This is a genomic window from Streptomyces sp. NPDC046831 (genome assembly GCF_040645305.1).
Lineage (GTDB): Bacteria > Actinomycetota > Actinomycetes > Streptomycetales > Streptomycetaceae > Streptomyces.
Genome location: NZ_JBEYXZ010000022.1, coordinates 86,693 through 99,977 on the forward strand (window position 1 = coordinate 86,693; position 13,285 = coordinate 99,977).

Annotated in this window: 10 protein-coding genes; 4 read left to right on the forward strand and 6 right to left on the reverse strand. The window is 77.7% G+C overall.

Annotation, left to right across the window (positions count from 1 at the left end; genetic code table 11):
• The first annotated feature begins 951 nt into the window (after positions 1-951).
• The gene (locus ABZ920_RS19730; RefSeq protein ID WP_361506247.1) at positions 952-3,789 is read left to right on the forward strand and encodes an AAA family ATPase; all 2,838 of its coding nucleotides are present in this window, start codon (positions 952-954) and stop codon (positions 3,787-3,789) included.
• A gap of 234 nt (positions 3,790-4,023) precedes the next feature.
• Positions 4,024-4,815: a serine protease gene (locus tag ABZ920_RS19735; protein WP_361506250.1), complete on the forward strand. Its 792-nt coding sequence runs from the start codon at positions 4,024-4,026 to the stop codon at positions 4,813-4,815.
• Between the two features lie 122 nt (positions 4,816-4,937).
• On the opposite strand, the gene ABZ920_RS19740 is transcribed toward ABZ920_RS19735, so the two are convergent.
• Positions 4,938-5,408, reverse strand: coding sequence for a TIGR03668 family PPOX class F420-dependent oxidoreductase (locus tag ABZ920_RS19740; RefSeq protein ID WP_361506253.1), 471 nt, complete (start codon positions 5,406-5,408; stop codon positions 4,938-4,940).
• A gap of 203 nt (positions 5,409-5,611) precedes the next feature.
• Between ABZ920_RS19740 and ABZ920_RS19745 the strand changes: the two genes are divergently transcribed.
• Together ABZ920_RS19745 and ABZ920_RS19750 are read left to right on the forward strand one after the other, a co-directional pair.
• Positions 5,612-6,529: a polysaccharide pyruvyl transferase family protein gene (locus ABZ920_RS19745; RefSeq protein WP_361506256.1), complete on the forward strand. Its 918-nt coding sequence runs from the start codon at positions 5,612-5,614 to the stop codon at positions 6,527-6,529.
• Between the two features lie 276 nt (positions 6,530-6,805).
• On the forward strand, positions 6,806-7,114 hold the full coding sequence (locus ABZ920_RS19750; protein WP_361506258.1) for a DUF3040 domain-containing protein: 309 nt from the start codon (positions 6,806-6,808) through the stop codon (positions 7,112-7,114).
• Positions 7,115-7,531: 417 nt separating this feature from the next.
• On the opposite strand, the gene ABZ920_RS19755 is transcribed toward ABZ920_RS19750, so the two are convergent.
• The 5 genes from ABZ920_RS19755 to ABZ920_RS19775 form a co-directional block, all read right to left on the reverse strand.
• Positions 7,532-8,428: a glycosyltransferase gene (locus tag ABZ920_RS19755; protein ID WP_361506261.1), complete on the reverse strand. Its 897-nt coding sequence runs from the start codon at positions 8,426-8,428 to the stop codon at positions 7,532-7,534.
• On the reverse strand, positions 8,425-9,333 hold the full coding sequence (locus ABZ920_RS19760; RefSeq protein ID WP_361506264.1) for a glycosyltransferase: 909 nt from the start codon (positions 9,331-9,333) through the stop codon (positions 8,425-8,427). Before ABZ920_RS19760 ends, ABZ920_RS19755 begins: the two co-directional genes overlap by 4 nt.
• Positions 9,334-9,359: 26 nt before the next feature.
• Positions 9,360-10,313: a glycosyltransferase family 9 protein gene (locus ABZ920_RS19765; protein WP_361506267.1), complete on the reverse strand. Its 954-nt coding sequence runs from the start codon at positions 10,311-10,313 to the stop codon at positions 9,360-9,362.
• A 521-nt stretch (positions 10,314-10,834) separates the two neighbouring features.
• Positions 10,835-12,673, reverse strand: a complete 1,839-nt coding sequence (rfaE2, locus tag ABZ920_RS19770; RefSeq protein ID WP_361506270.1) for a D-glycero-beta-D-manno-heptose 1-phosphate adenylyltransferase — start codon at positions 12,671-12,673, stop codon at positions 10,835-10,837.
• A gap of 1 nt (position 12,674) precedes the next feature.
• Positions 12,675-13,259 (reverse strand): SIS domain-containing protein, encoded by a 585-nt coding sequence (locus ABZ920_RS19775; protein ID WP_361506273.1) that lies wholly within the window; start codon positions 13,257-13,259, stop codon positions 12,675-12,677.
• Between the last annotated feature and the right edge of the window lie 26 nt (positions 13,260-13,285).

Below are 13,285 nucleotides of genomic sequence, written 5' to 3' on the forward strand. Positions count from 1 at the left end.
CCTGGCGGTGCGTGGGTGGGTCGCGTGCGGTGCGTGGGTGGGTCGGGGCCGCGCCGGGGGGTGCCCGTCCTCGGACCGGCGCGGGAACTGTCTCTCGAGAAGGAACCCGGTGCGGACGCGCCGGCCGCTGCGGGCGGGCACCCCCCGACACGCCCCCTTCCGTCCGCGCGCGGCCGCACGTGCGTGGATCCTCCGCCCGAGGGGAAACGGCTCCGGTCGACGCCCGGCCGCGTCTCGGTGGGCTCCCCGCCCGCGTGGCACGATTCCAACGCGCGCGGCCGCACGTACGTGGAAGGGCGGTGGCTGGGGTGGTCCCTGTCCGTGGGTGGCCGCGCGGGCGTGCCTCCGCCCGACGGGAAACGGCTCCGGTCGACGCCCGGCCGCGTCTCGGTGGGCTCCCCGCCCGCCTGGCACGATCCCAACGCGCGCGGCAGCACGTAGGTGGAAGGGCGGTGGCTGGGGTGGTCCCTGTCCGTGGGTGGCCGCGCGGGCGTGGATCCTCCGCCCGACGGGAAACGGCTCCGGTCGACGCCCGGCCGCGTCTCGGTGGGCTCCCCGCCCGCCTGGCACGATCCCAACGCGCGCGGCCGCACGTAGGTGGAAGGGCGGTGGCTGGGGCGGTCCCTGTCCGTGGGTGGCCGCGCGGGCGTGGATCCGCCCGACGGGAAACGGCTCCGGTCGACGCCCGGCCGCGCCTCGGTGGGGTTCCCGCCTGGCTGGGCGGTCTCTGCCCATGGGGGCCTGCCGAGGCCGGTGTCGCCGTCCCTGGGCGGGAACTGGCTGCGGCGCCGGGGCCGGCGTCGCCCCGGTGCTCGGGGGGCGTTATTCATTCGGTGGGGCTTCGAATTTCGTTCCGCGGCCGTCGCTGTTATTTCCCTCACCTTCCCGGCCGCCCGAATTTCCCGGCGTGTTGCCTAGAATTTGGCCAGGACACGACACGCGAGGGGAGCGGTGACCGTGCGACGGGACGTCAGGGACCCTGCGAGCTGCCGCTCCGACCTGCTCATCGGCCGCGAGGAGCCGACCGGCGCGGCCCGGGAGCAGCTGGCCCGCGGCGGCAGTGTGCTGCTGCACGGCCCGGCCGGAATAGGAAAGTCGACCGTGCTGCGGGCTTGGGCCGCGGAATATGCCCCGTCGGTGCGCACCGTGTTGCGCTGCTCCGCCACCGAGTCGGAATCCCACCTGCCGTTCCTCGCCCTGGCCGACCTGCTCGGCCTGGTCCTCGACGAGGTGTCCGGCAAGCTGCCCGCCGCGCAGCGCACCGCGCTGGAGTCGGCGCTCACCGGCCGCGGCGAGTCCACCCTCCAGCGCGACGGCCTCGCGCTGCGCCTGGCCGTGCTGTCCGCGCTGCGCGCCCTCGCCGCCGAGGGGCCCGTCCTCGTGGTCGCGGACGACTTCCAGTGGCTGGACTCCGCGAGCGCGGAACTGCTCGGGTTCGCCGCGCGCCGGCTGGGCGACCTGCCGGTGCAGTTCCTGTGCGCGGTCCGCACCGAGGGCCAGGAGTACGACCGCCACCTGCTCGCCTGCCCGCCGGACACGCTCGCCGTGCGGATCGGCCCGCTGACCCGCCCCCAGGTGGCGGCGCTGCTCGACCACCGCGGCTACGCGGCCCTGCCCCGCTCGACGGTCCGCGACATCCACCGCACCAGCGGGGGCAACCCCCTGTTCGCCCTCGAACTGGGCCGCGCCCTGGCGGAGACCCCGACCCCGCCCCGGCCCGGCGAGCCGCTGCCCGTGCCGACCTCGCTGCGCGCCCTGGTGCTGAGCCGGCTGGAGATGCTGTCGGACGAGGCCCGCCGCACCCTCCTCGTGGCCAGCGCCGGCGCCCGCCCCACACCGGCCCTGCTGCGCGCGGCCGGCCGGGAGAACGCGGAGGCCGACTGCGTCCGGGCCGCCGAACTGGGGCTGCTGGCGACGGAACCGGAGGGCCCGGCCGTCCGGTTCGCGCACCCGCTGATCTCGGCCGCCCTGTACGCGGAGGCGCCCGCGAGCGAGCGGCGCGCCGCACACGCCGCGCTGTCCACCGCGGCCTCCGACCCCATCGAGCGGGCCCGGCACCTGGCGCTGGCCACCACCGGCACCGACCCGGGCGTGGCCGCCCGTCTGGCCGGCGCCGCCGCGCTGGCCCGGGACCGCGGGGCGCCGTCGGTGGCGGCCTCGCTCGGCCTGCTCGCGGCCCGGCACGCCCCCGCGGACGGCGAGCCGGGACCGGACGGGCGGCGCCTGCAGGCCGCCGAGGACGCCATCACCGCCGGCGAGATGGACCTCGCGCGCGACATCGCGCGGGAGGTGCTGACCCGGGCCACCGTGCCCGCGGAGCGGGTGCGGGCCTGGATGGTGGTGATCGAGGCGGCCGGGCAGGCGCTCGCGGACGTGGACTCCGTCTTCCCGCAGGCGCTGGCCGACGCCGGCGACGACCCGCGCCTGCTCGCCCTGGTCCACTACCAGCTGGCCTGGCGCGGCCTGGTCGTGGCGGGCGACTTCGCCGAGGCCCGGGAGGAGGCCGCGCACGCGGCCCGGCTCGCGGCGAGGGGCGCGGACCGGCGCACCGAGCTCATGGCGCTCGCCCTGCAGGCCTCGACCGAGACCCTGATGGGTCATCCGGACGCCGCCGCGACCATCAAGCGGGCCCTGCGCGAACCCCAGGACCCTTACGTGGCGTGCCACCACAACGGCGTGGGCTCCGCCCGGTTCCGCTGGCTGCTGATGAACGACCAGCTCGGCGCCGCCCGGACGACGATCACGGCGCTGCTGCGCGAGGTGCGGCGGCGCGGCATGTTCGAGAGCGAGGTGCACTACCTGCGCTACCTGGCCGAGACCGAGCTGCGGTCCGGGCACTGCGGCCGGGCGGCCGACCTGGCCCGGGAGAGCCTGCGGCTGGCCCGGGACACCGGCATCGGCGAGAGCGCGTCCGCGATGACGACCGCCCTCGCCGAGGCGTCCGCCGGCGACGCGCAGCGGGCTAAGGACCTCGCCCAGGAGGCAGTGGCGCACGCCGAGGAGGAGGGCGACCAGATCTACCTGTCCCTGGCCCTGGCGGCCCTCGGCTACGCCCAGCTGGTGTCCGGGGACGCGCAGGCCGCGGTCCTCTCGCTGCGCCGGGTGCGCGAGCTGGAGCCGGCGCTCGGCATCACGGACCCGGCGCGCGGCCGCTGGCAGGGCGACCTGGCGGAGGCGCTGGTGCGGATCGGGGAGCCGGCCGAGGCGCAGGCCGTCATCGACACCGCCCGCGAGCACGCCCTGCGGCTCGGCCGGGAGAGCGTGCTGGCGGTGCTGGACCGCTCCGAGGCGCTGGTGCGGGCGGCGCGCGGCGACGAGGAGGCCGCCGTCGCCCAGCTGACGTCCGCACAGGACCGGTTGGCCCGGCTCGGCCTCGGGCTGGAGGAGGCGCGGGCGGCGTTCGCGCTGGCCCAGGTGCGCACCCTCCCCCGGGCACCCGGCCCGGCCCGGGCGGCGGGAACCGCCGTGCCGGGGCCGGTGCCGTACGACGAGGCGGCCCGGCTGTTCCGTCGCTGCCGCGCCCTGCCGTGGCTGCGCCAGGTGGAGGCGGCCGCCGCCGCCCGGCCGGCGGAGCCGGAGGTGGTGCCGGCGGCCCTGGACGGGCTGGCCACGATGGAGCGTCAGGTGGCCGCGCTGGTCATGGAGGGCGCGACCAACCGGGAGATAGCCGCGCGGCTGTACGTCAGCGTCAAGACGGTCGAGGCCACGCTGACCCGGGTCTACCGCAAGCTGAGGATCCGTTCGCGCGTGGACATCGTCCGATTGGCGGCGGGCCGCCGCGCGGAGTGAGCCCGGGGCGGATTGACTGCCTGAGTGGGTCCGGTGAGGGACCGCCAGGAGCGGGCAGCGCGGGCGACCGAGGGTTTTCCCTGCCCAACTCCCGTAGGGGGTTCCCTCATTGGTAGGGGGTCGGGCGGCTCGTAGCGTGTGGGGCGTGCCGCTCGCCCGGGCACACGGGGTCGGTCTCTCCCCGTGCTCCACCCCCCACCGCGCGATCCCCCCACCGGCCTGTCGAGGAGACGCATGTTCGGGCTCACCCGCGCCAGACGGACCGCCGCCGCGTTCGCGGCCGGCGCCGCCGCCGCCGCGACCGCGCTGCTCACCGCCCCCACCGCCGTCGCCGCTCCCCAGCCGATCGTCGGCGGCACCACGACCACGACGACCGCCTACCCGTTCGTGATGCAGATAACGGACGCGTACGGCAACCAGTTCTGCGGCGGCACCCTGGTCGCTCCCACCAAGGTGGTCACGGCCGCGCACTGCATGGCCGGCGAGACGGCCTCCGGTGTCCGGGTGGTCGGCGGACGCACCTACCTCAACGGCACCAACGGCACGGTGAGCCGGGTCAGCAGGATCTGGGTGAACCCGTCCTACCGGGACGTCACCAGCGGCGACGACGTGGCCGTGCTGACCCTGTCGACGTCGATGCCGTACACCACGGCGAAGTACGTCTCCTCCTCCGACACGTCGGTGTACGCGGCGGGCACCACCGCCCGCATCCTCGGCTGGGGCACCACCTCGGAGAGCGGCAGCTCCTCCAACCAGCTGCGGACGGCGACCGTGCCGATCGTGTCCGACACGAGCTGCCGCGGCTCGTACGGCTCCGACTTCGTCGCGAGCGACATGGTGTGCGCCGGATACACCTCCGGCGGCGTGGACACCTGCCAGGGCGACAGCGGCGGTCCCCTGCTCGTCGGGGGCGTCCTGGCAGGGATCACTTCCTGGGGCAACGGCTGCGCCGAGGCGGGTTACCCGGGTGTCTACACCCGGCTGACCACCTTCTCCAGCCTCGTGGCCGCGCAGGTCGCCTCCTGACCGCGCCCGGCCCCGGTGAAGACCTCCTGGGCGACCCGCTCAGGTGAGTGCCGGGGGGCGTTGCGGGCCTCCACGAGCGGCCCGCAACGCCCCCTCTCCATGTCCCGGCGCCCGGCCACGTGTCAGCCGGCCGGGTGGTCCGCGGCCGACGGTCCGGCGCACCAGCCGCTCCAGTGCTGGACGGTGATCACGACCGCCGGTCCGTGCGGCGCGTCGGTCCGGTAGTGCGGGTACTTCCGCCGCAGCCGCGCGACCACGTCCTCGTACTCCTCCCGGGTCGCGGCGTCCCGCGCGTCCGCCGGCACGATCCGGGCGCCGCCGTCGGCGCGGACCCACCACAGCCGGTCCCAGTCGTCGTCGTAGCCGTCCACCAGCAGGCACACCGCCGGGTGGACGGCGATGTTGTGCAGCCGCTTCAGCTCCGTGGTGGTCTTGGGCTTGCGGTCGACCACCGTCACGATCCCGTCGTCGCCCAGGGCGGCGAACACGACCGGCACCAGGTGGGGGCGGCCCGCCGCGTCGACCGTGGCCAGCCGCGCCACCCGGGCGGCCGAGAACCGCCGCCGCGCCCTGTCGGGGTCCATCCGCGGCACGCGCGCCTCCTTCCCCGCCGTCGCCGCCACGTGCCACCGCCGGCACGGGTGCCGCCGTCCCTGCGGTGCGCCGGGCGTCCCGCCGGCCCGCTGCGCCGGGTACCCAGGGCCGGAGGCCCAAGCGCCGTCGGCCGGACGGGAGGGCCGCGCCGCCGGGTCGCCCGGTGATTGGGCGCGGCGCGGACGGGGCACCCGTCCGCACTGTGCAGGAGGGACCGCGGGACGCGACGATCCTGATCACGGGCTGGTTCAGCTTCCCGGACGGGGAGGCGACCGCCGGGGACGTGCTGGCGCTGCACCGGGTGGAGGCCGTCCTGCGGCGGGCGTCGGTCGCCTACGACGTGGCCTGGAGCCCCGGTTTCCGGCCCGGTGCGCTGCACCTGGACGAGGTCCGGGCCGAGCGGTACACGCGGCTGGTGTTCGTGTGCGGCCCGCTGCACGGGCCGCAGGTGGAACGGCTGCACGAGCAGTTCTCGCACTGCCTGCGGATCGCCGTCGGCACCTCCGTCATCGATCCGGCCGGCCCCGCGGCCGCGGGTTTCCACCGCGTCCTCGCGCGGGACGCGCCCGCGGCGCGGCCGACGTGGGACCTGGCGGCCCGCGCCCCCACCCTGCCGGCCCGCCCCGTCGTCGGGGTGATCCTCACGCACGGGCAGCACGAGTACGGCCCCGCCCGCCGGCACGACGTGGTCGCCAAGGAGGTGACGGGCTGGCTGCACGGAAAGGACTGCGCCCCCCTGGAGCTGGACACCCGGCTCGACACCCACGACTGGCGCCTGTGCGCGACGCCCGCCCAGCTGGAGTCGGTCCTCGTCCGGCTGGACCTGGTCGTCACCGACCGGCTGCACGGCATGGTGCTCGCGCTGCGGGCCGGCACCCCGGCGCTGACCGTCGATCCGGTCGAGGGCGGCGCGAAGGTGACGGCGCAGGCGCGGGCGTGCGGCTGGCCCGCGCTGGTGCCGGCCGAGCGGCTGGGTCCGCGCGAGCTGGACCGCTGGTGGGACTGGTGCCTGGCCTCGGGCCGGGTCAGCGCCCGGCAGCTGCGCGAGGAGTTCGCGGAGGGCGCCGGGAAGGACGGCGCGCAGGGCCTGCTGGAGGCGCTGCGGCACCCGGCCCGGTAGGGGGCGGGGAGCCGGTGCGCGGGGTCGCCGGGAGGCTCCGGCCGGTGTGTGACAGGGGGTTCGCAGAGGTTCGCCGGCCGGGGCGCGGGGGGCTCGCCGGACTCCCCCGGCCGGTGGTGCGGGACGCCGGCCGGCCCGGGTGGCCGGGCGGTCCGCGGGGTGCTCCTCGAACCCGTCGGCCGGATCACAGCGCGTCCACCCGGGCCCGCCGGTTACTTCATGGGGGTTCGGGCACTCGCAGGAGCACTCGGTCGGCCGCCGCAGAAGGAGCAACCCGTGTCGATCAGCCGCCTTCCCGATCATGAACAGCGCATCCTCGACGAGGTGGAGCGCGCCCTGCGCAGGGATCGCCGCCTGGACCGGCGGCTGCGGACGCTGCGCCTGCACCGGCGGCCCGACCTGTCCCGGGTCGCGTCCTGGGCGCCGCCGGTGTGGCTCGTGCTGCTGCTCCTGGCGGTGTCCGTCGGTCTCATGGTGACCGGCATCGTCACCTCCGCCGCGGCCGTGATCTGGGCGTTCGCCGCGATGTGGCCGGTGACGCTGTTCGCGGTGTTCCGGCTGCTGTGCCGGTGGTCGCAGGCCTGACGCGCCCGCCACCCGGCGCGGCCCGGAGTGGCCGCGCCGGAGGTGATCCCCGTGCCCGCCGCCGGAGGCCGCGGCGGGGTGACCGCCATGCCCGGGCGTCGGGGAGCCGCGCACTGAGCACGGCCGGCTCCGCGGGGTGTACGGCCCGGGAGTGCCGGGCGGTCCCTGGCACATCGTCACGGACCGTGCCTCGTCGCGCGTCCCGCCCGGCGGTCCTCCGCCGTGCGTGCCCTGACCCGCGCGTACCGGCCGGCGCGTCCCCGTGGGACCGGCCGGGTCAGGACCGGCCGTGCCGGGACCGGCCCTGACGTTCGGCGCGGAGGGCCGTATCTCGCCAGGTCGGGGAGCCGAAGGGCGTGGCGTGGCGATCGTCCCGCCGGCGCGGCACCGTTCCGGTCCTCGCCCCCCACCGGCCGTTCAGCCCGTGTACCGGCGGGCCCTGGAGCGGCGCTGGGCGTCCTCCAGCAGGCGCAGCCGCGCCTCGACGGGCGGGGGCAGCACGCGCCGTTCGCGCAGCACCCACGGCAGTGCGGCGGCCGCCTCGGCGAAGGCGCGCAGCGACGCGCCGTCGCGCGGGACCGTGCGCGCCAGGTGAAGGGTGCGGCGCAGGGCGGGGCGGGCCGGGCGGCGCAGCCAGGTGAACCACAGCGTGTTGCGGATGCCGTCCCGCCGGCGGCGGGTGGAGTCCCGGGCTGCGGACGGGTGGTGATGGATCGTCAGGTGCTCGGCGTAGGTGAGCCACCAGCCGTCCGCCGCCAGGTCAGCGGCGAGCAGTTCCTCCTCGCCGCCCAGCCACAGCCGGGGGTTGAAGCCGCCCGCGCGGCGGAACGCCTCGGTGCGCAGCACGGTCGCCGCGGCCAGGAAGGACCCGAGCGCCGGGCCGGGCAGCCAGTGCGGGCCGGGGACGGGCGAGTCCCGCAGCTCCTCGACGATGGGGTCCTCGGTGCCGTCCGGTTCGACGACGATGCGGGCCGTGACCGCGCCGAGCGCCGGGTGCCGGTCCAGCAGGTCGGCGGCGCCGGCGAGCGCGCCGGGGGCCCACCAGGAGTCGTCGTCGCAGAACGCCACGTACGGCGTGCGGACCCGGCGCACCGCCAGGTTCCGGCCGACGGCGCCGAGGTTGCGGCCGGGACGCAGCAGCCGCACCTGGGGGTGGTGGCGGGCCACCGCGCCGGACGTGCCGTCCGTGGAGCCGTTGTCGGTGACGAACACCTCGGGCCGCTCGGGGAGTTCGGCGAGCCGGTCGAGGGTGCGCAGCAGCTCGGCGCGGCGGTTGTGGGTGATGACCACGACGGTGGTGCGGGGGTCGGTCACGGGGTGCCTCCCGGGTCCGCGTACGACGGGCGGGCGGTGCGCCCGGTGTCCTGGTCGAGCAGGCGGGCGGCGCGTTCGAGGTGGGGCGGCAGCGCCCGGCGGGCGCGCAGAGCGGCCGGCAGCCGGGCGATCGTCTCGCGCAGGGCGCGCCGCGCGTGGGGGTCGTGGCCGGATGCGACGGCCAGGTCGCGGGTGCGGGCGAGGGCGTGCGGCAGGGAGCGGCGCAGCCAGGCGGTGAGCAGTTCGTTGCGGCGCTGGACCGCCGGGCGGTCGGTGCGCGGGGCCGGGTCGGGATGGTGGTGGGCGATGACGTCGGGGCTGTGCGTGACGCCCCAGCCGCGCGCGGCGAGGTCGTACGCGAGCAGGGTCTCCTCGGCGCCGAAGAACAGCAGCGGGTGGAAGCCGCCCGCGTCGAGGTAGGCGGTGCGCCGGACGACGCAGGCGCAGGCCAGGAAGCCGAGCACCTGGACGCCGGGCAGGTCGGTGGCCCTGCCCAGCGGGGAGCCGGCGAGGACGTCGTTGAGCGGGTCGGGCTCCTCGTCGGGGCCGACGAGCGTGCGGGCCGAGAGCAGGCCGAGCCGCGGGTGCTCGTCGAACAGCCGGGCGGCCAGGCCGAGCGAGCCCGGCGCCCACCAGGAGTCGTCGTCGCTGAACGCCACGTAGGGGGTGCGTATCGCGCGCAGGCCGTGGGTGCGGGCCGGGGCGCCGCGGTTGGACGGCAGCGCCAGCAGGCGGACCTGGGGGAAGTCGCGGGCGACCATGGCGCGGGTGCCGTCGGTGGAGGCGTTGTCGGCCACCAGGATCTCGGGCCGTTCCGGCAGGTCGAGCAGGTGCCGCAGGGTGACCGCCAGGCGCGCGCGGCGGTTGCGGGTGGCGATGACGACACCGACGGGTGAGCGTTCCATGGGGCTGGATTCCTGGGGTCGGGGGATCAACTCGACGGCTCCGGGAGCGCCCGGAGGGCCTCCAGGACCTCGCCGGTGCTGATCCTCAGCAGCGCCGGGTCGGGGTGGCGGCCGTGCGGGTCGCCCGCCGGGCCGTGCCACAGGACACGGTGCCGGGGGTCCGCGGGCGGTCCCCAGCGGCTCGGCGGCACCGGGCCGCACAGCGTGACGGACGCGGTGGCGTGGGCGACGGCGAGGTGGGCGATGCCGGTGTCGCCGCTGACCACGGCGCGGGCGCCGGCGACCAGCGCGGAGAGCCGGTCGAAGGGCAGGCCGCCCCCGAACACGTCGGTGTCCGGCAGGCCGGCCCGTTTGGCCAGGGTGGCCACGAGGTCGCCCTCGTCCGCCCCGCCGGTGACGACGACGCGGTGGCCGCGCTCGCGCAGGGCCCGCGCGACGGCCGCGAACCGGTCGGCGGGCCAGCAGCGGGCCGGGGCGCCCGCGCCGGGGTGCAGGACCACCGCCCCGGGCGCCGGGGACGGGCCGGCGGGGCGGGGCAGCCGCAGGTCGGCGGGGTCGGCCTCGACGCCGTACCAGCGCAGCAGCCGGCACCAGCGGTCGCGTTCGTGCTCGTCGGCGTACCACGGCGGGCCCTCGATCCCGGGGGTCCGCGGGTGCGCGAAGGCGAGCAGGCGGCCCGGGCGCAGGCCGGCCAGCAGGTGGTGGCTGGGCGGGCCGTTGCCGTGCAGGTCGACCGCGACGTCCGGGGGCGGGCCGCTCCAGTCGAGGGTGCGCGGTACGGCGCGGCCGGGCGCGGAGGCGGGCAGCAGCCGGTCGACGGCGCCGCTCGCCGCGGCGACCGGCGCCAGCTCGGCGGGCGCGGCGAGCACCAGCTCGTGACCGGGGAAGCCGCGCCGGAGCGCGCGCAGGGCCGGCACGCCGGCGAGCAGATCCCCGAGCCCGAGGGCACGCAGCACGAGCAGCCGGGGACCCGCCCCCACCACCTCCCCCGAACGACCGGCACCCACCGCCTGAGCCGCGCCCGCCGAACCGGCCGCCTCCGCCGAGCCAGCCGCGCCCGCCGAACCGGCCACCCTCGCCGAGCCAGCCGTGCCCGCCGAACCGGCCACCCTCGCCGAGCCAGCCGTGCCCGCCGGACGAGCAGTGTGCGACGAGTGGGCTGCGCCGACCGGACGAGCCGCCTCTGTCGGACGAGCCACGCCTGACGGACGGTGTCCACCGACTGGACGAGCCGCCTCCGCCGAGCCGCCCGAACGAGCCATGCCCGCCGGGCGAGACCCATGCACCCCCGGGAGAACCACCTCCGCCGGACGAGCCGCGTCCACCGGCCGAGCGGTGCCGACCGAGCGAGCCCCGCCCGCCGAACGTGCTCCGTCCACCCGGCGAGCCGCCGCCACCGGAGGAGCCGTGCCGACCGAACGAACCGCGTCCGCCGGGTCAGCCCCGCTTACCGGGCCCTTTCCGCCCACCGGACGCGCCGTGCCCGCCGGCCTCCGCCCGCTCACCGGGCGACCTCCGCGGCGCGCGCCATCATCGCCGTCGAGGAGCGTCCGTCGAGGTAGGGCAGCAGGACGGCCTGGCCGCCCCACTCCTCCAGCAGCGCCGCCTCCGGCAGTTCGGCGCCCGCGTAGTCGCCGCCCTTGACCCAGACGTCCGGGCGGAGTTCGGCGAGGAGGCGTTCGGGGGTGTCCTCGTCGAACACGGCGACGGCGTCGACGCAGGCCAGTGCCCGCAGCACCCGGACGCGGTCGGCCAGCGGATTGACCGGGCGGCCCTCGCCCTTGCGCCGCCGCACCGACGCGTCCGAGTTGACGCAGACGACCAGGCAGTCCCCGATCCGCCGGGCGGCCTGCAGCAGCCCGACGTGGCCGGCGTGCAGGAGGTCGAAGCAGCCGCCCGCGGCGACGACGGTCCCGCCGGTGGCCCGCACGTGCGCGACCAGGTCGAGGGGGTCGTCCTGGGCGGGCGGGGCGTCGGGATCGCGCCCACCGTCCGCGGACGGTGCTCGGGCAGCCTCCGCCGCGCCGCGGGAGACGCCGTCAGGGGTCGTCGCGCCGCCGGCGGAACGGGAGGCCGCCGGCCCCGGCGCACCGTCGACCGTCCCGGAGACACCGCCGACCCGCCCGGAGACTCCACCGACGTCTCCTGAGGCGTCCTCGCCCCGCCCGGAGACTCCGCCGGCGCCCCCGAAGGCACCCTCGTCCCGGCCGGAAACGCCGACCCGCCCGGAGACTCCGCCGGTGCGTCCGGAGGCACCCTCGTGCTGCCCGGAGGCGCCGCCACCCTGCCCGGAGGCGCCGCCGACCCGCCCGGAGGCGCCGGCCGTCGTCCCCGCGCCCCGGCGTGCGGTCCCACCCGCGCCGCGGCGCCCCGCGGTCGGCACGTCGAGCCCGCCCGCTCCCCCGGCGCCCACGAAGGCGGTCGCGGCGGCGACGGCGCCCTCCACGGCCTCCCCGACCAGCGCGCCGTCGGCGAGCAGCCCGGCCGCCGTGGCGGCGAACCGGTCGCCGGCGCCGCACGGGTCGCCGTGGTGGTCGTCGGGGGCCGGCACGAGCAGCGGGTGCTCCCCGTACGACAGCAGCGCGCCGCGTGCCCCGAGGGTCACCGTCACGGCGGCGACCCGCCAGTGCCGTACGAGCGCGCAGGCCTCGTGGGCGACGTCCCACAGCTCGTTGCCGCTGCGCTCGCCGTCCGGCGTGCCGTGCGCGGCGCGGGCCCCGGTGTCGCGGGAGCGGTCCCCGGCTCCCGGGCCGGGTCCGGCGTCGCGGTCCCGCGCCACCGCGAACCCGTGCGCCTCCGACCGCGCCGGTGTGACCAGCCGTGTCCCCGGCACCGGCGGGCCGCCCCGGGGATGCGGGTCCCAGACCACCGGCCGGCGCCGTCCGAGCACGTCCCGCAGCGCGTCCGCGGCGCCCCGGCCGTAGTCGGAGACCAGGACGGCCGGGGCCGCCCCGAGCACCGCGCGTGCCTCGTGGGTCGCCTCGCGGACGCGGCCGGTGCCGCGGTCGAGGCGGACGACAGGGCGGCCCTGCGCCAGGACGCGGGTCTTCTCCGGCAGCGCCCCGGTCATCGGGAGCGGCACGAGCGTCAGCCAGGGTTCGAGGAGCCGGCGCAGTTCGCGGCCGGCCGGGTCGTCGCCGAGGCCGGTGACCAGCGTGACGTCGCGGCCGTCGCGGGCGGCGAGGTAGGCGGCGAGGGCGGCGCCGCCCGGCCGTACCCGTTCCACGCAGTCGGCGACGACCGGCACGGGCGCGTCGGGCGCCAGCCGGTCCGCGTGTCCGCTCAGGTCGCGGTCCAGCAGGGCGTCGCCGACCACGACGAGGGGTGCCTTGCCCGTCATGTCACCTCCCGCCCCGCTCCACCGCCGCGTCGAACGCGACGCAGATCATGTGCACGGCGACGAGATGGAGTTCCTGCACGGTGGCGCTGGAGGCCCCGGTCACGCACAGCGCCTCGTCGCTGCCCGCGCTGAGCGGGTTGGGCGCCGGTCCGGTCAGCGCCCACACGTGCAGGCCCGTGGCGCGCCCCGCGTGGGCCGCGGACAGCAGGTTGGCGCTGGCACCGCTGGTGGACAGCAGCAGGAGCACGTCGCCGGGCCGGCCGTGGGCACGGACCTGACGGGCGAACAGCTCGTCGACGCCGTAGTCGTTGGCGATGGCGGTGGTGCTGGAGGTGTCGGCGTGCAGGGCGATCGCGGAGAACGGGGGGCGGTCGTCCCGGTAGCGGCCGACGAGTTCGGCGGTGAGGTGCTGGGCCTGGGCGGCGCTGCCGCCGTTGCCCGCGGCGAGCAGCCGCCCGCCGCCGCCGAGGACGGCGGCGAGCCGCTCGCCCCACCGCTGGGTGATGTGGGCGTTGCCGCGGAAGTGCCCCAGGGCGGCCTGGAGCGCGTCGCAGTGCCCGACAACGGCTGGTGTCCTCACGCTCATGACGCCACCTCCGACGGCTGTTCGTG

What these genes read in the sequence shown, in the direction of transcription:
- ABZ920_RS19735 (WP_361506250.1), top strand. Translation starts at nt 4,024, where the DNA reads ATGTTCGGGCTCACCCGCGCCAGACGGACCGCCGCCGCGTTCGCGGCC.
- ABZ920_RS19760 (WP_361506264.1), bottom strand. Translation starts at nt 9,333, where the DNA reads ATGGAACGCTCACCCGTCGGTGTCGTCATCGCCACCCGCAACCGCCGC.
- rfaE2 (WP_361506270.1), bottom strand. Translation starts at nt 12,673, where the DNA reads ATGACGGGCAAGGCACCCCTCGTCGTGGTCGGCGACGCCCTGCTGGAC.
- ABZ920_RS19775 (WP_361506273.1), bottom strand. Translation starts at nt 13,259, where the DNA reads ATGAGCGTGAGGACACCAGCCGTTGTCGGGCACTGCGACGCGCTCCAG.